Source organism: Streptomyces maremycinicus (assembly GCF_001184025.1).
GTDB classification, from domain to species: Bacteria; Actinomycetota; Actinomycetes; order Streptomycetales; family Streptomycetaceae; genus Streptomyces; species Streptomyces maremycinicus.
Window position 1 is genome coordinate 83186 of sequence record NZ_BBYG01000025.1, and the last position, 24511, is coordinate 107696.

Annotated in this window: 17 protein-coding genes; 13 read left to right on the forward strand and 4 right to left on the reverse strand. The window is 71.1% G+C overall.

Translation table 11 applies throughout. The features are described 5' to 3' along the window. Positions 1 to 55 precede the first annotated feature (55 nt). Positions 56 to 715 carry a histidine phosphatase family protein gene (locus tag AOQ37_RS35895; RefSeq protein WP_062651005.1) on the forward strand — a complete coding sequence of 220 codons (660 nt, stop codon included), beginning with the start codon at positions 56 to 58 and terminating at the stop codon, positions 713 to 715. 12 nt (positions 716 to 727) lie between these two features. After that, positions 728 to 1651: an ADP-ribosylglycohydrolase family protein gene (locus AOQ37_RS35900; protein ID WP_062651007.1), complete on the forward strand. Its 924-nt coding sequence runs from the start codon at positions 728 to 730 to the stop codon at positions 1649 to 1651. A 487-nt stretch (positions 1652 to 2138) separates the two neighbouring features. On the opposite strand, the gene AOQ37_RS35905 is transcribed toward AOQ37_RS35900, so the two are convergent. Next, positions 2139 to 3686, reverse strand: coding sequence for an MFS transporter (locus tag AOQ37_RS35905; protein WP_062651009.1), 1548 nt, complete (start codon positions 3684 to 3686; stop codon positions 2139 to 2141). A 187-nt stretch (positions 3687 to 3873) separates the two neighbouring features. Between AOQ37_RS35905 and AOQ37_RS35910 the strand changes: the two genes are divergently transcribed. The 3 genes from AOQ37_RS35910 to AOQ37_RS35920 all read left to right on the forward strand — a co-directional run bounded on the left by AOQ37_RS35910 (position 3874) and on the right by AOQ37_RS35920 (position 5998). Further along, the gene (locus AOQ37_RS35910) at positions 3874 to 4497 is read left to right on the forward strand and encodes a TetR/AcrR family transcriptional regulator (RefSeq protein ID WP_062651011.1); all 624 of its coding nucleotides are present in this window, start codon (positions 3874 to 3876) and stop codon (positions 4495 to 4497) included. A 92-nt stretch (positions 4498 to 4589) separates the two neighbouring features. Continuing rightward, a complete protein-coding gene (gene rnhB / locus AOQ37_RS35915) occupies positions 4590 to 5291 on the forward strand; it encodes a ribonuclease HII (RefSeq protein WP_062651012.1) in 702 nt (233 codons plus the stop codon). Between the two features lie 68 nt (positions 5292 to 5359). Further along, the gene (locus AOQ37_RS35920; RefSeq protein WP_078890544.1) at positions 5360 to 5998 is read left to right on the forward strand and encodes a hypothetical protein; all 639 of its coding nucleotides are present in this window, start codon (positions 5360 to 5362) and stop codon (positions 5996 to 5998) included. Between the two features lie 222 nt (positions 5999 to 6220). Here AOQ37_RS35920 and AOQ37_RS35925 read toward each other — a convergent pair whose 3' ends face one another. Beyond that, positions 6221 to 6841, reverse strand: a complete 621-nt coding sequence (locus AOQ37_RS35925; RefSeq protein ID WP_062651016.1) for a hypothetical protein — start codon at positions 6839 to 6841, stop codon at positions 6221 to 6223. Between the two features lie 356 nt (positions 6842 to 7197). Continuing rightward, the gene (locus AOQ37_RS35930) at positions 7198 to 9363 is read right to left on the reverse strand and encodes a RecQ family ATP-dependent DNA helicase (protein ID WP_062651018.1); all 2166 of its coding nucleotides are present in this window, start codon (positions 9361 to 9363) and stop codon (positions 7198 to 7200) included. A gap of 164 nt (positions 9364 to 9527) precedes the next feature. Here AOQ37_RS35930 and AOQ37_RS41610 point away from each other — a divergent pair, with 164 nt between their 5' ends. The 7 genes from AOQ37_RS41610 to AOQ37_RS35965 all read left to right on the forward strand — a co-directional run bounded on the left by AOQ37_RS41610 (position 9528) and on the right by AOQ37_RS35965 (position 21543). Continuing rightward, a complete protein-coding gene (locus tag AOQ37_RS41610) occupies positions 9528 to 11612 on the forward strand; it encodes a DUF4192 domain-containing protein (RefSeq protein ID WP_234437127.1) in 2085 nt (694 codons plus the stop codon). 622 nt (positions 11613 to 12234) lie between these two features. Further along, entirely contained in the window at positions 12235 to 14154 is a 1920-nt protein-coding gene (locus AOQ37_RS35940) for a glycogen debranching N-terminal domain-containing protein (RefSeq protein ID WP_078890545.1), read from the forward strand. A gap of 130 nt (positions 14155 to 14284) precedes the next feature. Next, complete coding sequence (locus tag AOQ37_RS35945) at positions 14285 to 15043, forward strand: NUDIX hydrolase (RefSeq protein WP_062651020.1); 759 nt, start codon at positions 14285 to 14287, stop codon at positions 15041 to 15043. Between the two features lie 129 nt (positions 15044 to 15172). Beyond that, on the forward strand, positions 15173 to 17524 hold the full coding sequence (locus AOQ37_RS35950; RefSeq protein WP_062651022.1) for an ATP-binding cassette domain-containing protein: 2352 nt from the start codon (positions 15173 to 15175) through the stop codon (positions 17522 to 17524). Positions 17525 to 17686: 162 nt separating this feature from the next. Then, positions 17687 to 18574: a FadR/GntR family transcriptional regulator gene (locus AOQ37_RS35955; protein ID WP_078890547.1), complete on the forward strand. Its 888-nt coding sequence runs from the start codon at positions 17687 to 17689 to the stop codon at positions 18572 to 18574. A gap of 429 nt (positions 18575 to 19003) precedes the next feature. Beyond that, a complete protein-coding gene (locus tag AOQ37_RS35960; protein ID WP_062651095.1) occupies positions 19004 to 20542 on the forward strand; it encodes an RNA polymerase sigma factor in 1539 nt (512 codons plus the stop codon). Positions 20543 to 20676: 134 nt separating this feature from the next. Beyond that, on the forward strand, positions 20677 to 21543 hold the full coding sequence (locus AOQ37_RS35965) for a serine protease (RefSeq protein WP_062651027.1): 867 nt from the start codon (positions 20677 to 20679) through the stop codon (positions 21541 to 21543). Between the two features lie 122 nt (positions 21544 to 21665). On the opposite strand, the gene AOQ37_RS35970 is transcribed toward AOQ37_RS35965, so the two are convergent. Beyond that, a complete protein-coding gene (locus tag AOQ37_RS35970) occupies positions 21666 to 21896 on the reverse strand; it encodes a DUF7455 domain-containing protein (protein WP_020125094.1) in 231 nt (76 codons plus the stop codon). Between the two features lie 444 nt (positions 21897 to 22340). On the opposite strand from AOQ37_RS35970, the gene AOQ37_RS35975 reads away from it, so the two are divergent. Further along, positions 22341 to 24461: a DNA gyrase/topoisomerase IV subunit B gene (locus AOQ37_RS35975; protein WP_062651029.1), complete on the forward strand. Its 2121-nt coding sequence runs from the start codon at positions 22341 to 22343 to the stop codon at positions 24459 to 24461. Positions 24462 to 24511: the final 50 nt, after the last annotated feature.

Below are 24511 nucleotides of genomic sequence, written 5' to 3' on the forward strand. Positions count from 1 at the left end.
TGTATGCAGGCCGTACGAGTGCTCTATCGGCCGTCAGCCGATCTAGGGTTTTGGCATGGCACGACCACGGCGCATCGTCCTTGTCCGGCACGGGGAGTCAACGGGCAATGTTGATGACACCGTCTACGAGCGTGAACCCGACCATGCACTGGCCCTGACCGAGCGAGGGTGGCAGCAGGCCGAGGAGACGGGAAAGACCCTGCGGGAGGTGTTCGGCCGCGAGCGGGTCAGCGTGTACGTCTCCCCCTACCGTCGTACGCACGAGACGCTCCGGGCCTTCCACCTGGACGCCGACTGCATACGGGTCCGCGAGGAGCCCCGGCTGCGCGAGCAGGACTGGGGAAACTGGCAGGACCGCGACGACGTGCGGTTGCAGAAGGCCTATCGGGACGCCTACGGGCACTTCTTCTATCGGTTCGCCCAGGGCGAGAGCGGAGCCGACGTCTACGACCGCGTCGGCGGCTTCCTGGAGAGCCTCTTCCGCAGCTTCGAGGCCCCCGACCACCCGCCGAACGTGCTCATCGTGACCCATGGCCTCGCGATGCGGCTGTTCTGCATGCGCTGGTTCCACTGGACGGTCGCGGAATTCGAGTCCCTCGCGAATCCGGGGAACGCCGAGATGAGGATGCTCGTTCTCGGGGACGACGACCGGTACACACTCGACCGGCCTTTCAACCGCTGGCGAGATCCGGAACCGTACGGGATCACCGGATAGAGTGGCAGAGCGATGACCGCTGACTCCTCTCCCGAACGTCGCCTGGAGCGCGCCCTGGCCAGCCTGCGCGGCCTCGCCCTGGGCGACGCGCTGGGCTCACAGTTCTTCGTGCCCGTGAACTATCCGCTGCTCCAGCGCCGCGAGCTGCCGCCCGGCCCCTGGCAGTGGACCGACGACACGGAGATGGCCTGCTCCGTCGTGGCCGTCCTCGCCGCCCACCACCGCATCGACCAGGACGCACTGGCGCAGTCCTTCGCCCGGCATCACGACTTCGACCGCGGGTACGGTCCCGCGGTCAACCGGCTGCTGCGGCTCGTCAGGGAGGGCGCCGACTGGCGCGAGCTGTCGGCCGCCCTGTTCAACGGACAGGGCTCCTGGGGCAACGGCGCCGCCATGCGCGTGGCCCCGCTGGGGGCCTGGTACGCGGACGACCCCGAGCAGGCGACCCACCAGGCGGAGATCTCCGCCTACCCCACGCACCAGCACCGGGAAGCCGTGGTCGGGGCCATGGCCGTCGCCGCGGCCGCCGCGCTGGTCGGCGCCCCCGGAGGGCCGCCCAGCGCCGAGGCGCTCCTGGACGGTGTCGTCGCCCTCGTCCCGAAGAGCGCCGTCGGCGCCGGCCTGCGGCGCGCCAGGGACATGCTCGACTACGCCGACGCGGCCACCGTCGCGGCGGTGCTGGGCTGCGGGCGACGGACGTCGGCCCATGACACCGTTCCGTTCGCGGTCTGGTCGGCGGCGCGCGCCCTCGGCGACTACGAGACGGCGTTCTGGACGACCGCCCAGGTCGGCGGCGATGTGGACACGACCTGCGCCATCGTCGGCGGCATCCTCGCGTCCGGCAAGGCGGGGACGCCTCCGGAGGCGTGGGCGCGGCAGGTGGAGGACCTGCCGGGGTGGCTGTCCGCGCCGTCGCACGTGACGCCCGACGCCTGAGAGCCGCGACGCCTGAAAGCCGCCACGGCTGAGAGCTGTGACGCTTGAAGCCGAGCTTGGCGTCGGAGACCGGTACCGGCGTCTGGCGTCCGACGGTCGGCGGCCAAGGCCTCACCGTGGGTCAGCGTCATTCTGTCGAGCGGCGCCCCCGGCCTTCCAGAACTCTCAGTGTCCGATGGGAACTCTGCGTGACCGTCCAGCGTTGTTCGGGCATATCCGCTGTGCGATCTGTGCAGCCAGTGCGATCCGTGCGGCCGGCGCGATCGGTGCGATGCGTGCGGCCTGTGTGATCTGTCCGAGCGGGGTGGCGTGCAGGTGGGGCGGGGCGATGTCGGGGACGACGGAGGGGGTGCGCGTGCGGTTCGACCTGTTGGTGATCATGTTGGTGCCGGTACCGAGAGGCCGCGCGTGCCGACCCGGAAGCGGTGGACGCGCCGTCGACGTGACGGACGGTGACACCTCCGGATCGGCCGACGAGAGCGTTCCGTCAGAGGGCGGTGGGGCCCGCCGTGCCGGACAGTGCTTCCAGGTCGCTCTTGCGGATCCGGATGCCGAACCACGCCGTCACCAGAGCGAGCACGGCCATCGCGGCGGCCGGGATGAAGGCCGTCGAGATGCCGTGGGCGAGTACCTCGTGTCCCCAGGGGGCGGGCAGCTGGTGCGTCTTGGCGAACTCGGCCTTCTGTTCCGGGGTTCCGTCCGTGAGGAACTTCGGCAGCTGCTTCTCCGCCTCGTCCTTGCTGGCCGTGCCGAAGACGGTCGTCAGGATGGACAGTCCGAGGGAACCGCCCACCTGCTGCGTCGCGTTGAGCAGCCCGGACGCGGCGCCCGCTTCGTGCGGGGCGACACCCGAGACCGCGGTGACCGTCACCGTCACGAAGTTTAGTCCCATACCGAAGGCGAAGACCACCATCGGCCCGAGGATGCCGCCCACGTAGGAGCTGTCGGGACGGATGAAGGCCTGCCAGGTGAGGCCGAGCGCCACCAGCGCGGAACCCGCGACCATGAAGGGCTTGGGGCCGACGGTGGGCAGGAAGCGCTGCGACAGGCCCGCCCCCACCGCGATGGCGACCGTGACGGGGAGGAAGGCGAGACCGGCCTTGATCGGGCTGTACCCCAGCACGTTCTGCACGAACAGCACGATGTAGAAGAACATGCCGAACATGGCCGCCGCGAGGCTCAGCATGATCACGTAGGTGCCGGAGCGGTTCCGGTCGGCGAACATCTTGAGCGGAGTGATCGGCTCCTTGGCGCGCGCCTCCGTGAACACGAAGGCCACCAGCAGGACCAGCGCGACCGCGAAGGCGCCGATGGTCAGATCGTCCCGCCAGCCTTCCTCCGCCGCGCGGATGAACGCGTAGACCAGGGAGGCCATCCCGAGCGTCGAGGTCAACGCGCCGGCTATGTCGAAGCGTCCGGGGTGGCGTTCGGACTCGCTGATGTAGAGCGGGGTGAGGAAGGCGATGAGCACCCCGATGGGCACGTTGACGAACAGCACCCAGCGCCAGTCGAGCCACTCGGTGAGCATGCCGCCCGCGAGCAGGCCGATGGCGCCGCCTCCCGCGGAGACCGCGGCGAAGACGGCGAAGGCCCGGTTCCGCTCTGGCCCCTCGGGGAATGTGGTGGTGATCAGGGCCAGCGAGGTGGGGGACGCGATGGCGCCTCCCACGCCCTGGAGGGCGCGTGCGGCGAGCAACTGCCACGGCTCCTGAGCCAGTCCGCCCAGGAGCGAGGCGAAGGTGAAGAGCAGGATGCCGGCCAGGAACACTCGTCGCCGGCCGAGGATGTCACCGGCCCTCGCCCCGAGCAGCAGCAGACCGCCGAAGGTGAGCGTGTAGGCGCTGACCACCCAGGTGAGGTCGGTGGTGCTGAACTTGAGCGAGTCTTGAATGTGCGGGAGTGCGATGTTCACAATCGTCGCGTCGAGTACCACCATGAGTTGGCAGGCCGCGATCACGGTGAGTGCGATACCGGGATGTCCCTCCCGGCGGGCACCCCCGGATTTCTGGTTCTGAGTCAGCTGAGAGGTTGTCACTATGAGTCCCCCACAAGAGCATTAGTGAACGATGGCGTTCACTGGCCCGTCAACGGTAGTGAGTTCTTCGTAGTGAACGCAAGCGTTCACTCGCGGCGTCGCCCCTCGGCGTATCCCCCGTCGCGATGGCCCAGAGCCTCACTCCGCCCCCTGCTCCCCGCTTCCTCTGCTCGCTGGAGACACTCGGATGGTTACTTCGCGCTGGACGGCCGCCCCCGCTCGGGCGACCACTCCCCGCCGGCGCGGCGCCGTGCTCGAACGTGCGATTCTCGATGCCACGCTGGAGCAGTTGGGCACCGTCGGCTGGAACGGCCTCACGATGGAAGGGGTGGCGGCCGGCGCCCAGACCGGCAAGGCCGCCGTCTATCGCCGCTGGCCCTCCAAGGAGGCCCTCGTGGCGGACGCCCTGCGGGCCGGACTGCCCCGGCTGGATGCCGCACCCGATCTGGGCGGCATCCGTGCGGACCTGAGGGCGCTGTGTCGCGACGCGCGTGACGCCATGTTCTCCCGCCCCGGTTTCGCTCTGCGTTCGATCATTCACGAATGCGATCCGATCCAGGCCGAACGCTTCCATGCGTTGATCGTCGAGGGGGTGGTGGAGCCGACCGTCAAACTGTTGCGCGAGGTCGTCACCCGCGGAATCGAGCGAGCCGAGGTGCGGCCTGACGCGGCGGACGGGTATGTCCTCGACGCCATTCCGGCCATGATGATGTATCGATCGAAGATGTGCGGGTGTGAATGGAACGATCGTGAACTCGACGAGATGATCGACCGGCTCATGCTCCCGCTGCTACGGCCGGACATCCTCTGAGCGCGGATCCGGTGCCCGTGCGGGCGGTCGGCGAGGCCCCGCGCGGACCGGGGTGTCGCGACGGGATCGGGGCGGCGTAATCTAAGGGCGCCATGCCGTACGAACCACCCACTCACACCGTCGAGCGCTCCCTCCGCGCCACGACCGGAGCGAAGGTCATTGCCGGGGTCGACGAGGTGGGCCGCGGTGCTTGGGCCGGACCCGTCACCGTCTGCGCTGCCGTCACCGGACTCCGCCGGCCTCCCGCGGGTCTCACCGACTCCAAACTGCTCACCGTCAAGCGGCGCAACGAACTCTCCCAGGAGTTGCTGACGTGGGTCACGTCCCACGCCCTGGGGCACGCCTCCCCGGAGGAGATCGACGACCTCGGGATGACCGCCGCGCTCCGGCTCGCCGCCGGGCGGGCCCTGGAGGCCCTCCCGATCCGCCCGGACGCCGTGATCCTCGACGGGAAGCACGACTACCTCGGCGACCCGTGGAAGGTCCGCACGGTGATCAAGGGTGACCAGTCCTGTGTGGCGGTCGCGGCGGCCTCGGTGATCGCCAAGGTCCAGCGCGACAAAATGATGGCCGAACTGGGTATCGACCATGCAGACTTCGGTTTTGCGGACAATGCCGGGTATCCGTCGCCCGTGCACAAGGCCGCACTGGAGGAGCGGGGACCCACTCCGTTCCACCGGTTGTCGTGGGCGTATCTTGATGCGCTGCCCCAGTGGCGGCACCTCAAGAAGGCCCGTACCTGGGCGAACGGGAGCGTTCCGGGGGTCGAAGGGCAACTCGGCTTCGACTTCTGACGATTCCGGTCGCACTGATGTGCCACCCGCTGGCGCTTGCCGCGCCAACGTTTGATAAAAAACAGCTCATGCCTCTCATTCCCCAGGAGCCTCAGATTCACGAGAGTGCCCAGGGTCCCCGCGCCACTCCGGCCAGTGGCCGCACAGCGCCGACCCCTCGACCTGTACCCGGACCCCGTCCCGCGGCTCCGTCGCGTCCCGGTCGTCCCGGACCCGTCCGGCCCACGCCACCGGTGCAACGCGCGCCGCGTGACGTGGCCGCCAAGCCCGGGCCCTCGGCCCCGGCCGCCCCTGCCGTCGCCGCCTCCGCTTCGGCGACCCCCCAGATCCAGTTGATCCCGGCCTCGGCCCAGGGTGCGCTGGACGCCGCCGAGGAGGCCGTGGACCTCCTCCTGGACTCGGGCCGTACCCCGGGGGACGTGCTGGTGATCACCACCGGCGAGCAGCACCCCTGGGCCACCCATGAGCTGTCCTTCGGCGAGGCGCCGTACTGGGCGCAGCACGACGCGGGGGACGACGTCTTCTACGCCGATGCCGCGGTGGTGGACCGGGCGGGCGTGCGTCCCGTCGTCGTGGTCGCCGTCAACGGCGGCCCCGACACCGTGGCCGCCACCGTGCTGCCGCTGGCCCGCGCTCGGGCCGCCGGCCTGCTGATCGTGTGCGGCGACCCGCAGCAGATCAACGCCGCGCTGGGCGCGGGCGTCTGAGCCGGCTCCGGTAGGTCGGAAGGCGACCGGGGGCACGGAGGCGTCGCTGCTGCGGCGCCCCTGTGGCGTGCCCTGGCGGCACGATCTTGCACCTGCGCGGGGGGCCTCGCACGTGTGCGGAGGGGCCGGGTCCCGGCGCGCGAGAACGGATGTCGGCCCCCGGGAGGTCTGAGCCTCCCGGGGGCCCCGTTCTTGCGGGGCTTTCGGCTGACCGGCGGCCTCTCAGCGGGCGGCCGCGCGGCGCAGTACCTCCGAGGCGGCGCCACCGGTCCGGGGCAGCGGCGGTGGGGCCTCGGACAGGGCGAAGGGTTCCGGAGTCGAATCGGCGTGGGGCCGACGGCCCCCGCGACCCTCGCCGAGGACCTGCCAGCCGTCCCGGGTGAGGGTGATGTACGCCCCACAGCGCAGGCCGTGCAAGGTGCAGGCGTCTCGCAGACCCCACATCCACGCGCCGTCCTCCTCCGTCCAGCGTGCGTCGCCGTCCCGGCAGTAGAGCAGCACGGCGGTGCGCACGGGTGTGCGCAGCCGCAGGTCGTGCGGGATGACCCGGCGCAGCTGGGCGAGCAGGGCGTTGCGGAACATCCACCCGTCGGTCGATGCCTGACGCCGGGTGAACGAGGCGCTCGCCCGCACCCGTTCGTCTGGGTCGAGCACGGCCACGATGGCGGTGGCCGGCCGTGGTCGGTGCCGTGAGTGCAGTCCGCTGACGACTTCCCGTGGGTTGCGCAGCAGCGGAATGCCGGCCGCTGCCCACTCGGCGGGCTCGAGCAAGCGGGTGGCGGAGGTGGCGGACGTGGACGTCGACAACGAAGCCGCCGAGGACGGAGCGAATCCGAAGGTCACGATCCTCCCTTCGGCTACGGCCCACACTGCGGGCGGGTCGGATTCGGGGGAGCGCACGCCGCAGCAGAGCCCTACCGGACTACGGGCAAGCCGTGCGGGGAGCGGAACTCAATTCTTCCTGCCGAACTTGGATGCGGCAACGAGCAATTGGGGCCACCGACCGTTATGTGACGATGAGTGACTTATATCCTTACCCAGTGATTCGCCGAAGGACACGTGAGCCGACAGCTCACGCCTCGGGTGCGCTGCCGCGGCGGCGGATTCGACGCGCGGCCGCACCGGCGCACCGATGCCGGGGCGCCACCGGAAGACGGCCGGAGGCGCTCGGGGCGGACCTGGTCGGTCGCCACCCGTGGTCAGCCTTGCACAGCCAGTACCAGCGGCAACACCCCGTGTGCCCCCGCGCGACGAAGCATCCGGGTCGCGACCGCGAGGGTCCAGCCCGTCTCGGTGTAGTCGTCCACGAGCAGAACGGGCCCTGAGGCCTCGGTGAGCGCGGCGGCGAGGGCGGGGGGCACCTTCAGCATGCCGTGGAGCGCCTTGAGGCGTTGGGCGCTGTTGCTCCGGGAGATCGGCGCGGCGTCAGCGGTGTACTCCACCGAGCCCAGCAACGGCAGTCGGCCGACCTCGGCGATGCGCGCGCCGAGCGAGTGGATCAACCGAGGCCGGGTGCGGGAGGCGATGGTGACCACGCCGACCGGGCGCGGCGAGGCGTCGGCCACCGCGGAGGCCCAACCGCCCGGACCCTTCGCCCAGTCGGCCAGGACTCCCACCACGGCCCTCGCCACATCGTCCGGAACCGGCTCGTCCGCGGCCTGGGCGGTGAACATCGGGCGCAGCCGGTTGCCCCAGCCGATGTCGGAAAGGCGTCCCAGCGCCCGTCCGGTCGACGCCTGTTCCCCGGCCGGAATGCGCCCCTTGAGCTCCACACCGATGGCGGGAAGGCCGGTCGGCCACATCCTGCGGGGTTCCACCTCGACCCCCGCGCGGCCGAGGTCCACGCGCGCGGCGTCCAGCGAGGCAGTGGACGTCTCGGCGGCGTAGCGCGCCCCCGCGCAGTTGTCGCAGCGCCCGCAGGGCTTGGCGCCTTCGTCGTCGAGCTGGCGCTGAAGGAACTCCATCCGGCATTCCGTCGTCGACGCGTACTGCCGCATCGCCTCCTGCTCGGCCTTGCGCTGCCGGGCGACCCACTCGTACCGCTCGGTCTCGTACGTCCACGGCTGCCCGGTCGCGAGCCAGCCGCCCTTGACGCGCTTGACCGCCCCGTCCACGTCGAGGACCTTGAGCATGGTCTCCAGGCGGGAGCGGCGCAGCTCCACCAAGGGCTCCAGGGCGGGCAGCGAGACGGGCCGCCCCGCGCCGGCGAGGACGTCCAGTGTGCGGCGGACCAGTTCCTCCGACGGGAAGGCGAGCGAGGCGAAGTACTCCCAGATCGCCTCGTCCTCCTTCCCCGGCAGCAGGAGCACCTCCGCGTGCTCCACACCACGTCCGGCGCGGCCCACCTGCTGGTAGTAGGCGATGGGGGAGGAGGGCGAGCCCAGGTGCACGACGAATCCGAGGTCGGGCTTGTCGAAGCCCATGCCGAGCGCGGAGGTGGCGACCAGGGCCTTGACCTTGTTGGCCAGCAGGTCCTCCTCGGCCTGCTGCCGGTCGGCGTTCTCCGTGCGCCCGGTGTACGAGGCGACTACGTGGCCGCGCTGCCGGAGGAAGGCGGTGACCTCCTCGGCGGCGGCGACGGTGAGTGTGTAGACGATTCCGGAGCCGGGCAGGTCGTCGAAGTGGTCGGCGAGCCACGCCATCCGGTGCGCGGCGTCGGGCAGCCGCAGCACGTTCAGGCTGAGGCTCTCGCGGTCGAGCGGGCCACGCAGCACCAAGGCGTCCGAGGTGCCGCCGGTGCCGAGCTGTTCGGCGACGTCGGAGGTCACGCGAGCGTTGGCGGTCGCGGTCGTCGCGAGCACGGGCACGCCGGGCGGGAGATCGGTGAGCATGGTCCGCAGCCGACGGTAGTCCGGGCGGAAGTCGTGACCCCAGTCGGAGATGCAGTGGGCCTCGTCGACCACGAGCAGTCCGGTCGCGGCCGCCAGCGCGGGCAGCACCTCGTCACGGAAGTCCGGGTTGTTGAGCCGCTCCGGGCTGACCAGCAGGACGTCGACCTCGCCGGCGGCGATCTCGTCCTGCACGGTGGCCCACTCCTCGGTGTTCGAGGAGTTGATGGTCCGTGCGTGGATACCGGCCCGGGCCGCGGCCTCGACCTGGTTGCGCATCAGGGCGAGCAGCGGAGAGACGATCACCGTGGGGCCCGAACCGCGGGCTCGGAGCAGCGAGGTGGCGACGAAATACACGGCGGATTTGCCCCAGCCCGTCCGCTGCACCACCAGGGCCCGCCGTCGGTCCGCCACCAGCGCCTCGATCGCCCGCCACTGGTCCTCGCGCAGCCGCGCCTTGCCCGTGGCGTCGCCGACGAGGCGGGCCAGGACGGTGTCGGCGTCGGCCCGGAGATCCGCGTTGCTCGTGTGCTCCATGCCCCCATACAACAGGACGGCGCTGACAATCCGGTCAGTGACGGAAGGGAGCGGTGCGTGACAGGACACCGTCGCGGCCCATCGGCGGTGCCTGTCTGACGTGTTCCTGATCGGAGTTGTCCACAGGTCAAGCGGAACTTCAAGATCCGCGAGATCGTCGGCGCATGACGAATCACAGCGAAACCACCGGATCGCCCGAAAACGGCGACACGGCCGGACAGGGCGGACGTGAGCACCCGGCCTGTGTCAGCCACACGATGTACGACGGAGATGTCGGGTACGGCGCAGGCACCGCCGACCACCAGGTCACCCTGCGGACTCCGGCGGAGCTGGCGGACGCCCTGCCCTACCTGCTCGGATACCGGCCGGAGGACAGCATCGTCCTGGTCGCCCTGCACGACCGCGGCGGCCGGGGCCGCTTCGGCGGCCGGGCCAGGCTCGGCATCCCCGCCAACCCGGACGACTGGGGAGCCGTCGCCCAGCAGCTGGCACAGGGGCTGGTCAAGGGCAGCGAACGCCGGGGCACCCCGCCCGCCAGCATGGTCGCCTACCTCTGCCAGGAACCGGGCAAGGGGGAGACGGGCCGTCAGGTCATGGAGCGACTCCAGCCGCTGGCCCACCGACTCCGTCTCGAATGCGGCCGCCTCGACGTCCCCGTGATCGAGGCGCTCTGCATCGCCGGCGGCCGCTTCTGGTCGTACTGCTGCGGGGGCAAGGGCTGTTGCCCGGTCGAAGGGGTGCCGATGGGACTGCCCGGTACCTCCGTCCTGGCCGCGGCCGCGACCTACGCGGGGATCCAGGTCCGGGGCACCCTGCGCGAGTTGCGTGCCCGGCTGCTGCCCCTGGAGACCGGTGCGGCCCTGGAACAGGAGGTCGCCCTGGACACCGCGGGCATGGCGCTCGTCCCGAGGATCCTCGACGAGGCGAGTCGCGCGAAGGTCGCCGAGGAGACATTGGAACTGGCCGGACGGGTCGTGCGCCGCCTCGCGGAGGCTCCCGTCGTACCTGGTGCGCTCCTCGCGGACCACCAGGACGACGAACTGCTCGGCTTCGACGAGGCCGCGGCATTGATTCTCGGCCTTCAGGACCGGGTGACGCGTGACCGGGCGGCCGGGTGGATGGAGGGCGACGAGGCCGCTCCCGCCCTGCGTCTCTGGCGGGCACTGGCACGGCGGTGCGTCGGACCCTACGGCGAACACGCGGCGGCACCCCTGACCCTCGCCGGCTGGGTCGCCTGGTCCAGCGGGGATGAACTCGAGGCGCGGGAGGCCCTTGCCATGGCCCTGGGCGCGGACCCGGAGTATCTGTTCGCCCGTCTCCTGCACCAGGCATGCAACGAGGGCCTGGACCCCGAGTCGGTGCGACGCTGTCTGCGCGCCGAGCGCGAGGGACACGGGCTGCCCACCGTGGTGGAGGCGCCCGGCAAGGAGGCTGAGCCTGACAGGACGGCTGCGGCTGGCGCCCACCAAGCCTCCGAGGAGCCGTTCGAGGGGCCGCAGGACATCGACGGGATCTTCGACGGGCCGCAAGACCCGACCGGCATTTTCGAAGGGCCGAACGACCCGATCGGGATCTTCGACGGGCGGCACGACCTCGACGGGACTGGGGCCCCCGCAGGCTCGTGCGGAACCGGGAGGGGAGACGCGTCCACCGGCTTCCGGCGTCCGGAAGCGGCGATTCGCCATGGCGAGGGAAGCCTCCCCGACCAGGGAAACCGCTCAGGCGCGGAGACGGGCTCCAGCACGGCAAGGGGCTCCGGCACGGGAACGGGCTCCGGCACGGGAACGGGCTTGAGCGCGCCTGACGACGTCAACGGCTCCGAAGACGACGTCAACGGCTCCGAAGAAGCCAGGCAGGGCGAGCGAGCCGGCGAAGTGAAGGACCGCGCCTCCGACGCGCTGCCGCACACTTCAGCCCCCTGCGCAACGGAACCTGCGGCGGCGCCCGCCCCCACGACCGCTCGCAGGCGTCGGCGTGTCCGTTCCACCGGCGTCGGCGTCGGCGCGGGCCACGCACAGGCTGCCGCCGGAGCGGAGGAGGGCCAGGAACCGCAGCACCGGGCACGGGAAACGAACGCGCTCCGCGCTCAGCCGCCGAGGTCCCACGGCACGCGCCCCGCCGCACCGGGCCGAGGGGAATCCCGAACCCGCCCGGTAAGGAAGCCCTCCCCGCGGCGGCGTGAGGACTGCCCCGAAGGCCTGCGGTGTAACAGCGACAGCGACAGCGACAACGGCACCGGGAAGGAATGACATTCACGCAGCCGCCGTGGTGAGTGAAGGACACCCAGGACAACTCCAGGCGGCCCGTCCGGATCCCCCCCACGATGAACGGTCGTGGCCGCGAAGCCGGACCTGAAGACCTTCGCGTCCCGAAACCGGCCCGCCCTGTCCGGATCCGGCGGCCATTCGGTGGGGCCCGTGACCCCGGGGCGTGACCTGGGGGAGCCCCACCCCGTTCACCTGAGTGGCGGAACGCCTGCACGGACCGTGCCGCCGCAGCGCACCCGCTCTGCCGGAGCCGTCCACCCGGCCTCGGCCATGCCCGAGGCGCAAAGAGAGCAGAAGAAGTCACCGCATGCATCAGCCGACTCCGCCCTCCGCCGCCGACGAACGCCTCAGCCACGACACCTCGACGCAGGTCCCCGGGCCCGGCGATGACCGGCGAGGGCCAGGTACCTCGCCGTCCTCCCCACCCATCGGTGCTGAGGGAGGCCCGCGCCGGACCGCCGACCCCGGCACCCGTGACAGGTCCACCTTCCCGTCGGCCGGTACGGCGCGTCGCCCGCCGCAGCCCCCGTACAGAGGTGCCGGTCCTCCGTCCGGGACACCGGCCCGTCCGCTCTCCGCCGGTCTGCCCCCCGCCCACACGGCGATGATCTGCGTCGCGCTGCCGGGCCTCGCCATCTCGACGGAACAGGGGCAGCTGACGGGACAGGGGCTGGAGGGGTTCTACCGGGCGGGCCGACGCATCCTGTCCCGCTGCCAGGTGCGGGTGGCGGGTCGCGAACCGCTGGCCGTCCAGGCCCGCATGACCTCGGCCGACCGGGCTCGTTTCGTCGGCACGCTCCGTGTCACACCGCACGGCGGTCCGGACCCGGACATCGTCGTCGAGCGGATCCGCTCCGCGGACGGCACGGAGGTGATCACGCTGCACAGCGCCGCCGCCCGGCCGCTGCGCCTCCCGGTCGAGGTGGCGCTCGGTGCCGATCTGGCAGACCTGGGGGCGATCGCGTCCGGCGCCGTCGGTCCCGAACTGGCCGCCAGCGTCCACGATTCCGGTCTGCGGTGGTCCTGTGCCGCCGGGGCCTCGAGCGTCACGGCCGATCCGCCCCCGGCCGACGCCATCGCCTCCGCGGGGCTGCTGCGCTGGGACATCGAGATGCCGCCCGGCGGCACCGTCCGGGTGGTGTTGAGAGTCCGCCTGGACGGTGCGGGACCGGTCCGGGCCGTGGGCCGGGCGGCCACGAGCCCGTTGGCTCCGGCACAGGCGACGGGAGACGATCCGCGGGTCCAGGCGCTCCTGGCGACGAGCGTCGCGGACCTTCAGGCCCTGCTGGTGCGAGACCCCGCGCATCCTTCGGACACCCACCTCGCGGCAGGGGCGCCGTGGCGCTGCGGACTGGCACCGGCGGACGCGCTCGCCGCCGCGCGCATGACACTGCCGTTGGGGACCCGTCTCGCCGTGGGCACGCTGCGCACCCTGGCCCGGACACAGATCACGGCTCCGGGGCCACGGCGCGGCATGATCCCCGGCCCGCGCCGGGACGCGGGCGCGTACCTCCCGCCGGGCTGTACGGGGACCGAGGCCACCCTGCTCTTTCCGGTGCTCCTGGCGGAAGCCCGCCGATGGGGCCTGCCCGACCAGGAGACGGAGGAACTGCTGCCGGCGGCCGAGCGCTGCCTGACCTGGCTGCGTACGACGGTCGGCGAGGGGCCGTACCTGAGCGACCCCCAGCCCAGTGGCCCCGTCCGCTGCGAGACCCAGGCCCATGCCCACCGGGCCGCACTGCTCGGCGCCGACCTGCTCGACGCCTGCGGCCGGCCGGGCGGGGAGGGGCTGAAGGACTGGGCCCGGAAGCTGCGCGCCACCTTTCGGCGTGACTTCTGGATCGACGACCTCGGAGGCGGCAGACCCGCGGCCGCCCGTACCCCGGACGGACGGCCGCTGCCCCAGCTCTGCGTGACGGCCGTCCATCTGCTCGACACCGGGCTGCTGGGCGGCGGCGCCCACGCTCCCGGACTGTTGGACCGGGTGCAGACCGAGCAACTGGCCCGGCTGCTCGGCAGCCCCGCCATGGACTCCGGCTGGGGGCTCCGCGGCCTCGGCGCGAAGGAGGTCGGCTACAACCCCTTCGGGCACCGCAGCGGAGCCGTCCGGGTCCACGAAACGGCGATCGCCGTCGCGGGCCTGGCCACCGCGGGCTTCGAGAAGGAGGGCACCGCGCTGCTGCGCGGCATCCTGTCGGCGGCCGAGGCCTTCGGGCACCGCCTCCCGGAGATGTACGCGGGGGAGCAACGCGGTGACGGGAGAGCCCCGCTTCCCCATCCCGCCGCGTGTCGCCCCGCGGCCACCGCGGCGGCGGCCGGGGTCCTGTTGCTGACCACCCTGGCCGGTGTCCGGCCCGACGCTCCCGCCGGAACCGTCACCCTGCGGCCCCTGCGCGGCGCGCCTCTGGGGGAGATCGGGCTGACGGGGCTGCGGGTCGCCGGCGCCCCCTTCTCCGTACGGGTCAGTCGGCTCGGTCTCGCCATGGTGGAGGAAGCCGCCGACGGACTGCAATTGGGAGTGTGACCTCGTACGACGCGGCTTCGGAGGGCGGCTCTGTGGGGCGACGGTGGCCGTGCGGCACCGCAGTGGATCAGCCAGGGAAGCGGCCGACGAAGGGAGTGTTTATCGTCAGGAAGACGACTATGATCGCCGCATGCCCTACGACCCGTCAGCCTTTCCGCCCTTCGCCGTGACCGTGGACCTGGTCGTGCTGACCGTGCGCCGCCATGCCCTGTGCGCGCTGGCGGTGCGCAGGGGTGAGGCGCCGTTCCAAGGGCGATGGGCGCTCCCGGGTGGCTTCGTACGGGCCGACGAGGACCTCACCCAGGCCGCGGCGCGCGAACTGGCCGAGGAGACCGGCCTCCATGCCCACGATCCCGCGACCCCGGCCCACGACAACGGTGCCCATCTGGAACAGCTCGCCACGTACGGCGACCCCAAGCGCGACCCCAGGATGCGCGTCGTCAGCGTCGCGCACCTGGCGCTCGCCCCGGATCTTCCCGCGCCGCGCGCGGGTGGGGACGCCAGCAACGCGCGGTGGGCGCCGGTCGAGGAACTGCTCCAGCACGGCGGTTACGGCCGCGACGGGGAACCGGTCGCACCGCTCGCCTTCGACCACGCGCAGATCCTGGCGGACGGTGTGGAGCGCGCTCGTTCCAAGATCGAGTACTCGTCCCTGGCGACCGCGTTCTGCCCCACCGAGTTCACGGTCGGCGAGCTCCGCAGGGTCTACGAAGCGGTGTGGGGGGTTGCGCTCGACCCGAGGAACTTCCATCGCAAGGTGACGGGCACGCCCGGGTTCCTCGTGCCGACCGGTGGCACCACCACGCGGCAGGGCGGCCGCCCTGCGCAGCTGTTCCGGGCGGGTGGCGCCACCCTGCTCAACCCGCCGATGCTGCGGCCCGAGGTGTGACGCCGGTCGACCGCGCCCACCGACCGGCGGGAAGAGGCCTGTGCGGGTCGGTCGCGGCGGGGTGACCGCCGCACACTGTCACCGTGCGGTGAACGGAGAAAAGGGATATAGCGCGCTATCTTGCTACGGGTGATCCAGGCCTTCGGACTGACCAGTAACTCCCGCAAGGCGCTTCCGCCCGCCGTCGACGACCTCTCCTTCGAGGCGCGCGCGGGCCGCGTCACCGTGCTGCTCGGAGCGCCGGGCGCGGGCAAGACCACGGCGCTGAGACTCATGCTCGAACTCCAACAGGGCCGCGGACTCACCTACTTCCGAGGCCGTCCGCTGCGCCGCATCGCCCACCCCGCGCGTGAGGTCGGCGTCCTCCTCGGCGACGTACCCGGGCACCCCGCCCGCACGGTCCGGGGTCACCTGCGCATGTTGTGCGCGGCCGCCGGTGTTCCGGTGCGGCGGGCCGACGAAGTGCTCGAAGTGGTCGGCCTGGTGAGTCTGCGCGACGAACGCCTCGGCACCCTGTCCCGCGGCATGGACCGGCGACTGGGCCTGGCCTGCGCTCTTCTGGCGGATCCGCACACCCTCGTCCTCGACGATCCGGCCGCCGGGCTCTCCGGGCGCGAGAGCCGCTGGCTGTACGGCATGCTGCGCGCCCACGCGGACCAGGGCGGCACCGTCCTGACGACCACGAGCGATCCCAAGGAGGCCGCCCGTACCGCGGACCGGGTGATCACCCTGGACGGGGGCACCCTCGTCGCCGACCAGGAGGCCGCCGACTTCGCCCGCACCCGGCTGCGTCCCCGGGTGGCCGTCCGCAGCCCGCACGCCGTCCGCCTGGCCGCCCTGCTCACCAGGGAGGCGCGAGCCGCGCAGCGCTCCGTCGAGGTCGTGCAGGAGGACGGCAACCGGCTCTCGGTGTACGGCAGCAGCTGCGCCCATGTCGGTGAGACGGCGTTCCGACACGGCATTCTCGTCCACCAACTCGCCGACGAGACGGGCGACATGGGGCCGGGACCGGAACCCGGGGCGCAGCGACCGGCACGCCCCGAGGCGGGGCCGGATCCGTCGCGACAGGAGGGCGAAGGCCCTGCGGGCGGGGAGCCGGTCGCCGTCGTCGCGGTCGCCGCCTCCGAGCCGGGCACGGAACGCGTGGAAGGCAGGGACAGGACGCAGCCGCCGGACGACGCATGGGCGGCCGACACATCCCGGCACACCGGTGCCACGGACGCGCCGGGCGTCTCCGCGCCGGGCGTCTCCGGCGAGGAACCGCCGCCGTCCCCGGCGCCGTACCCTCCGGTCGACGCCACCCCTGGCGACGCCGTCCCGGCTCCATCGGGCGACTCCCCGTCCGGTGTCTCGGCACGGGACGGTGCCGGACGGGATGCGGACACCCCGGACGCGACGGCGTCCCCGACCGCCTCTGAATGGCACCCCACCGCCCACGAAGGGCATCCCATCGCCCACGAAGGGCACCCCACGGCCCCCGAAAGAGGTGCTGTCAGTGGGGCGGCCGCCTCCGCGGACGCGATCGTCGACGAACTCCGGCAGCCCGGAGAGGCCGACCTCGCCGACGGCGGCACCTCAGACGCGCACCCCGCCGGCTCCCGTTCCCTGGCCGCGTCCGCCGGGTCATCGGCCCGGCGCCCCGCCCGCCCCTTCGCGTCCCCCGCGTTCGACGCCCTTCCCGAACTGCCACCTCCCATCTCCGTCCGCTCGGCCCCCGGCCCCCTGCGTCCGCTCCGCTACGAACTCCGCCGCGCCACCGGGATCGGTACCGGTTTCACGACCGGTGCCGTCGTCCTCGTCGTCTCCGCCCTCACCGCCGTGCTCCTGGCCCGCGCGGGGCACACCGCGCAGGCACGGCTGCTGGCCGCGTGGCCCACGGAGCTGCCGCTGCCGCCCGCCGCGCTCGGCGCGGGACTGCTCGGCGCGCTGGCCTTCGGAGACGAATTCCGCTACCCCGCCCTGGCCGCGGACCGCGGCACCGTGCCCCGGAGGCTGGGTGTCCTCACCGCGAAGCTCCTCGTCGCCGCGCTCACCGCGCTGATGCTGGCCTTCCTCACGGTGGGCTGCGACGCCGAAGCGCTCTATCTCGTCTACGGACGGGAGGTCGCACAGGTTCCCGCGGACTGGCTTTCGCTGAGCGCGAGTTGGATCGGCCTCGTGGTCGGCTGCGCCTGGACCGGTGTGCTGGCCGCGGGCGTATTCCGCTCGACCACGGCCGGGCTGGCGGCGGTGGTCGCCATGCCCGTCGTCGTCCTGCCCCTCGTACAGAAGACCGTGGAGAGCGTGTCTGTGCGGACGGCGGCCGGATTCTCGCTGCGGTTGCGCGAGCTGCTGCTGGTGCAGTGGCCCTTCGGCGGGGAGCGCTATCTCGCCGCCGCGGCACGGGTGATCGCCCAACCGGTCGGCGGGGCAATGGCGTTGTCGCTGACGGCACTGCTGTGCGCGTACCTGCTCACGACCCTGCGCAGCAGAGCCCGATGATCACCGTCCGGGCCGATCCGGTCCCGGGGTGTGCGCAACTCCCCGGAGAAAGCCCATTTCTTTCCGATAAGGCGTCAATTGCGACGGGGTGAGCGATCACCCTTTCGTGTGCTTTTCACCAAAGACCTCAAGGGAGTTGGGAGCAGCGCCGACAAAGGATCCGTGAGTACCCTTGCGCACACCATGATGACCGCCGCCCGCTCCACCGACTCCGGTCTGGCCGGCCCGGGCGAACTCGACCGCTATCCCTTCGCGGAGGCCCCTGCGGCCGAACGCGTCGGCGCCCCCGTCTGGGAGTCCGCGGAACCGGAGCTGGGCCGCGTGGGCCGCCGCGCCGCGGGCAGCCGCGGACGCGGACTGCACGGCCAACTCGTTCAGCAGCTCGGTCAGATGATCGTCTCGGGCGACCTGGGTGCCGACCGACCGCTGGTGCCCGAGGAGATCGGTCAGCGATTCGAGGTGTCCCGCACCGTCGTCCGCGAGTCGCTGCGCGTCCTCGAGGCCAAGGGCCTGGTCAGCGCCCGGCCGAACGTCGGCACGCGCGTGCGTCCCGTGAGTGACTGGAACCTTCTCGACCCGGACATCATCGAATGGCGGGCGTTCGGCCCTCAGCGCGATGATCAGCGCCGTGAGCTGAACGAACTGCGCTGGACGATCGAGCCGCTCGCCGCTCGCCTTGCCGCGGGGCACGGCCGTGCCGACATCCAGCAGCGGCTGTCCGACATGGTCGAGATCATGGCGCACGCCATGGGGCAGGGTGACGCGCTCACCTACTCCCGGGCGGACGCCGAGTTCCACTCGCTGCTCATCCAGATCGCGGGCAACCGCATGCTGGAGCACCTTTCCGGGATCGTGTCGTCCGCCCTCCAGGTCTCCGGCGGCCCGGTCACGGGCTGTGACCGGCCGAACGACGCGTCGCTGGGTCACCACGGCCGGATCGTCGACGCTCTCGCGGCGGGCGACGGCACCGCCGCCGAGACGGCCATGCGACAGCTGCTCACCGTCCACCCCGAGGTGGAGCGCGTCGTGCCGGCACCGCGCGAACACTGACGGCACCGCGCGAGAGACTGGTCGGGGGATCCCCTCCCCCTTCCGCGTCGTCCTCCGCCGTTCCATCCGCACTCCCCTCGGACCCCGCAGAACCCGTCACGGGGCCTGCGGGGTCCGACGGTCGATGGGGCGAAAACCGGTCCCGGCGGCACCGGCAGGCTCCACGGGTGACCTCATCTGTCCGCGTCTGACCGTTTTTGAAAGCTTACGGGGTGTGACTCGGGCCACGAAGATTGGGCGTAACGCTTGTGGAAACAACGCGATGACCTAAGAGGTGACCGCCGCGGAGGGAATACGGATGCCGTTCAAGGCGCTGTGAATCCTCCCGGCCCCCGCCCGCGCCGTCGGCCCACCCCCAGGCCGGTGGTCGGCTCCTGTCCGTCACGGACGGGGCCGGAAGCCGTTTTCCAACGTTCCGAGAGGTTGTTCGTGTCGGCCAGCACATCCCGTACGCTCCCGCCGGAGATCGCCGAGTCCGTCTCTGTCATGGCGCTCATTGAGCGGGGAAAGGCTGAGGGGCAGATCGCCGGCGACGATGTGCGTCGGGCCTTCGAAGCTGACCAGATTCCGGCCACTCAGTGGAAGAACGTACTGCGCAGCCTCAACCAGATCCTCGAGGAAGAGGGTGTGACGCTGATGGTCAGTGCCGCGGAGCCCAAGCGCACCCGAAAGAGCGTCGCAGCGAAGAGTCCGGCCAAGCGCACCGCCACCAAGACGGTCGCGGCGAAGGCGGTGACCACCAGGAAGGCCACCGCTACGGCCGCCCCGGCCACCCCGGCCGTCCCCGCTGTGGACGACCCCGCAGACGAAGCCGCCCCCGCCAAGAAGGCGGCTGCCAAGAAGACGACCGCCAAGAAGGCGGTCGCGAAGAAGACCGTCGCCAAGAAGACGGCGGCCAAGAAGACCGCGGGCAAGGACGACGCCGAGGTCGCCGAGGACGAGGTCCTCGAGGACGTCAAGCCCGGCGAAGAGGAAGAGGAGGGGACCGAGAACAAGGGTTTCGTCCTCTCCGACGACGACGAGGACGACGCGCCCGCCCAGCAGGTCGCCGTGGCCGGTGCCACCGCCGACCCGGTCAAGGACTACCTCAAGCAGATCGGCAAGGTCCCGCTGCTCAACGCCGAGCAGGAGGTCGAGCTCGCCAAGCGCATCGAGGCCGGTCTGTTCGCCGAGGACAAGCTGGCCAACGCCGACAAGCTCGCCCCGAAGCTCAAGCGCGAGCTGGAGATCATCGCCGAGGACGGCCGGCGCGCCAAGAACCACCTCCTGGAGGCCAACCTCCGTCTGGTGGTCTCCCTGGCCAAGCGTTACACCGGCCGCGGCATGCTCTTCCTGGACCTCATCCAGGAGGGCAACCTCGGTCTGATCCGCGCGGTCGAGAAGTTCGACTACACCAAGGGCTACAAGTTCTCCACGTACGCCACCTGGTGGATCCGTCAGGCGATCACCCGCGCCATGGCCGACCAGGCCCGCACCATCCGTATCCCGGTGCACATGGTCGAGGTCATCAACAAGCTCGCGCGCGTGCAGCGCCAGATGCTCCAGGACCTGGGCCGCGAGCCCACCCCGGAGGAGCTGGCCAAGGAACTCGACATGACCCCCGAGAAGGTCATCGAGGTCCAGAAGTACGGCCGTGAGCCCATCTCGCTGCACACCCCGCTGGGCGAGGACGGTGACAGCGAGTTCGGTGACCTCATCGAGGACTCCGAGGCCGTGGTCCCGGCCGACGCGGTCAGCTTCACGCTGCTCCAGGAGCAGCTGCACTCCGTCCTCGACACCCTGTCCGAGCGCGAGGCGGGCGTCGTCTCCATGCGGTTCGGTCTCACCGACGGTCAGCCGAAGACCCTCGACGAGATCGGCAAGGTGTACGGCGTGACGCGCGAGCGCATCCGCCAGATCGAGTCCAAGACCATGTCCAAGCTGCGCCACCCGTCCCGTTCGCAGGTGCTGCGCGACTACCTCGACTAGGTCGCGGTCGTACGAAGCCCAAGGCCCGGTCTCCCGTCAGGGAGCCGGGCCTTCGGCTTGGGCGCGAGGGTGCGCGGTGCCGCGCGTTGGATCACTCTGGGTGTTCATCGATCACTTCTGAGTGAGGAGCGCGCATGCGTCGTCCCCTTGTCCGGGCCCTGGCCCGGCCGTTGATCCTGGCGGCCGCGGCGGTGGCCATACCCTGGGGCTTCGCCGCCCCGGCGGCCTCCGACGGCGTGGTCGTGGGCGGCTTCCCGGTCGATGTCTCCCAGAGCCCGTGGACGGTCGCGCTGTCCAGTCGTGACCGGTTCGGAGGTACGCGCTCCGGGCAGTTCTGCGGAGGTGTGGCGGTCGGCCCGACCACAGTGCTCACCGCGGCCCACTGCATGGGTGAGGACGTCCTGGGAGGGCCGCCGGGGGAGCTGGCCGACCTGAAGGTCGTCGCGGGCCGTACGGACCTGTACAAGGACACCGGGCAGGAGGTCGCCGTGCGCAGTGTCTGGGTGAATCCGGGCTACGACGGTGGCAGCAACGCCGGGGACTTCGCCGTGCTCACCCTTGCCCAGCCGCTTCCGGCTGCGGCGGTCATCGCGATGGCCGCCGAGGGTGATCCGGCCTACCAGGCCGGCACGGAGGCCCTCGTCTACGGGTGGGGCGACAGCACCGGGTTCGGCGCGTACGCCCACAGTCTGCGGGCGGCCCGGGTCCATGTGATGTCCGACGCGTCCTGCGAGCGGGCCTACCCGGGTACGTCCGACGGCACCTACGACGCGCGCACCATGGTGTGCGCGGGCGAGGTGCTGGGCGGCCGGGACGCCTGCCAGGGGGACAGCGGCGGGCCGCTGGTCGCACGGGGTCGACTCATCGGGCTCGTGTCCTGGGGCAGCGGCTGTGGTCGGCCGGGAAGCCCGGGTGTCTACACGCGCGTGTCCGACGCCCTGAGGACGCTCGGCTGGGCGCGGGTGCACGGGGACTCCACGAAGCCCGCCGAGGGCGTCTGAGCGAGTCCTGCGGCCTCAACGGCCGGTCCTTCGGGTGACGAGAGCGGGCGGCCGCCCCTGGGAGCAGGGGCGGCCGCCCGTATACCGGCCTTGCCGGTTCTGGCTCGTCGTGGACGCGCAGATCAGCGCTCTTCTTCCGGGGTGGAGGCCGGAACGGTCGTCAGCCGCTCTGTCTCGTCCTGTATCTCAGCGGCGATCTTCTTGAGTTCCGGCTCGAACTTGCGACCGTGGTGGGCGCAGAAGAGCAGTTCTCCGCCGCTGAGCAGCACGACGCGTACGTACGCCTGGGCGCCGCAGCGGTCGCAGCGGTCAGCGGCCGTCAGCGGGCTCGCGGGGGTCAGAACAGTAGTCACGTCGCCTCTTCTCTAGCTCGACGAGCTGTCGTACCAGGGTCAACATCCAACCAGCCCCAAAACGTTCCCGCTCGTGGCTTGTCCTCGAAAAAATCTTTCCGAGGTGGCCGTCTGCTGCCGGTTTGGCGGCGAATGTGCCGTATTGCGTGGTCTGTGGTGCTTACGGTTTCGCGCTGTCGGTCATGGTTCGATCCTCCCGGCTGGGTTGCCGGTTTGTTCATGAGGACGTGCCCGGAGCCTAAATGGTTCATGCCCCGAAGGGAACGTGATATGTACTTCACTCAATCGAGGGATCGAACACCTATGCGACGCTGGACTAGTCTGAGTTGAGACGAGGGTGGCGTTACAACGGCTCTACCAGGCCTCGGTACCCTCTTGGCGGCTACCCAAGCCGCGCCCTTACCCAGAAGGGCCCCAAGTGAAATTCAGCGAGGAGCGAACCGCGTGACCGCCGAAACGTCCGTGCCGTCCACAGCGCTGCTGGCAGGAGCTGACCGGGACGGTTCCAACTACACCGCGCGGCACCTGCTCGTCCTCGAGGGGCTCGAGGCCGTGCGGAAGCGCCCGGGTATGTACATCGGCTCGACCGACAGCCGTGGTCTGATGCACTGCCTGTGGGAGATCATCGACAACTCCGTCGACGAGGCCCTCGGCGGCTACTGCGACCACATCGAGGTGATCCTCCACGACGACGCCTCGGTCGAGGTCCGCGACAACGGCCGGGGCATCCCGGTCGACGTCGAGCCGAAGACGGGTCTGTCCGGCGTCGAGGTCGTCATGACCAAGCTGCACGCCGGCGGCAAGTTCGGCGGTGGCTCCTACGCCGCCTCCGGCGGTCTGCACGGTGTCGGCGCCTCCGTGGTCAACGCCTTGTCCGCCCGCCTCGACGTCGAGGTGGACCGATCCGGCCACACGCACGCGATCAGCTTCCGGCGCGGAGTTCCGGGCGCCTTCGCCGCGGACGGCCCCGACGCCAAGTTCGAGACGGGCGGCCTGCGCAAGATCAAGAGGGTCGCCAAGAACCGGACCGGTACCCGGGTGCGGTACTGGGCCGACCGGCAGATCTTCCTCAAGGACGCCAAGCTGTCCCTCGAGAACCTGCACCAGCGGGCCCGTCAGACGGCGTTCCTGGTGCCCGGCCTGACCATCGTCGTCCGCGACGAGTACGGCCTGGGCGAGGGCGGCAGCAAGGGCGAGGAGTCCTTCCGCTTCGATGGCGGCATCAGCGAGTTCTGCGAGTACCTGGCCACCGACAAGCCCGTCTGCGACATCCTCCGCTTCACCGGTCAGGGCACCTTCAAGGAGACCGTCCCGGTCCTGGACGACCACGGGCAGATGACTCCGACGGAGGTCACCCGTGAGCTCGGCGTCGACGTGGCGCTGCGCTGGGGCACCGGCTACGACACGAACCTCAAGTCGTTCGTCAACATCATCGCGACGCCCAAGGGCGGCACTCACGTCGCCGGCTTCGAGCAGGCGATCGCCAAGACGATGAACGAGGTGCTGCGCACCAAGAAGCTGCTGCGTGTCGCCGAGGACGACATCGTGAAGGACGACGCCCTGGAGGGCCTGACGGCCGTCGTCACGGTGCGTCTCGCCGAACCTCAGTTCGAGGGTCAGACCAAGGAGGTCCTCGGTACGTCGGCGGCCCGGCGCATCGTGAACACGGTGATCTCCAGGGAGCTCAAGGCGTTCCTGACCTCCGCGAAGCGTGATGCCGCGGCCCAGGCGCGGGTCGTCATGGAGAAGGCGGTCGCTGCCGCACGGACGCGTATCGCGGCCCGGCAGCACAAGGACGCACAGCGCCGGAAGACGGCGCTGGAGTCCTCGTCCCTGCCCGCCAAGCTCGCCGACTGCCGCAGTGACGACGTCGAGCGCAGCGAGCTGTTCATCGTCGAGGGGGACTCCGCGCTCGGTACGGCCAAGCTCGCCCGGAACTCCGAGTTCCAGGCTCTCCTGCCGATCCGGGGCAAGATCCTCAACGTCCAGAAGTCGTCCGTCACCGACATGCTGAAGAACGCCGAGTGCGGCGCGATCATCCAGGTCATAGGAGCGGGTTCCGGACGTACGTTCGACATCGACGCCGCCCGCTACGGCAAGATCATCATGATGACCGACGCCGATGTGGACGGCTCCCACATCCGGACGCTGCTGCTGACGCTGTTCCACCGCTACATGCGGCCCATGGTCGAGGCCGGGCGGGTGTTCGCCGCGGTCCCGCCGCTGCACCGCATCGAGCTCGTCCAGCCCAAGAAGGGCCAGGACAAGTACGTGTACACGTACTCGGACCGTGAGCTGCGCGACAAGCTGATGGAGTTCCAGAGCAAGGGCGTCCGGTACAAGGACTCCATCCAGCGTTACAAGGGTCTCGGCGAGATGGACGCCGACCAGCTGGCCGAGACGACGATGGATCCGCGCCACCGCACGCTGCGTCGGATCAACCTCTCCGACCTGGAGGCGGCCGAGCAGGTGTTCGATCTGCTCATGGGCAACGACGTGGCCCCCCGCAAGGAGTTCATCTCCAGCTCGGCGGCCACGCTGGACCGGTCCCGTATCGACGCGTAACTGCCGCGTCCGGTCCGGCGTGTGCCGGGCAGGTGCGTCCGGTCCGTCGC

Coding starts and splice junctions, on each gene's coding strand:
- AOQ37_RS35940 (WP_078890545.1), top strand. CDS start 12,235: ATGATCTGCGTCGCGCTGCCGGGCCTCGCCATCTCGACGGAACAGGGG.
- AOQ37_RS35920 (WP_078890544.1), top strand. CDS start 5,360: ATGCCTCTCATTCCCCAGGAGCCTCAGATTCACGAGAGTGCCCAGGGT.
- AOQ37_RS35965 (WP_062651027.1), top strand. CDS start 20,677: ATGCGTCGTCCCCTTGTCCGGGCCCTGGCCCGGCCGTTGATCCTGGCG.
- AOQ37_RS35910 (WP_062651011.1), top strand. CDS start 3,874: ATGGTTACTTCGCGCTGGACGGCCGCCCCCGCTCGGGCGACCACTCCC.
- AOQ37_RS35895 (WP_062651005.1), top strand. CDS start 56: ATGGCACGACCACGGCGCATCGTCCTTGTCCGGCACGGGGAGTCAACG.
- AOQ37_RS35900 (WP_062651007.1), top strand. CDS start 728: ATGACCGCTGACTCCTCTCCCGAACGTCGCCTGGAGCGCGCCCTGGCC.
- AOQ37_RS35930 (WP_062651018.1), bottom strand. CDS start 9,363: ATGGAGCACACGAGCAACGCGGATCTCCGGGCCGACGCCGACACCGTC.
- AOQ37_RS41610 (WP_234437127.1), top strand. CDS start 9,528: ATGACGAATCACAGCGAAACCACCGGATCGCCCGAAAACGGCGACACG.
- rnhB (WP_062651012.1), top strand. CDS start 4,590: ATGCCGTACGAACCACCCACTCACACCGTCGAGCGCTCCCTCCGCGCC.
- AOQ37_RS35945 (WP_062651020.1), top strand. CDS start 14,285: ATGCCCTACGACCCGTCAGCCTTTCCGCCCTTCGCCGTGACCGTGGAC.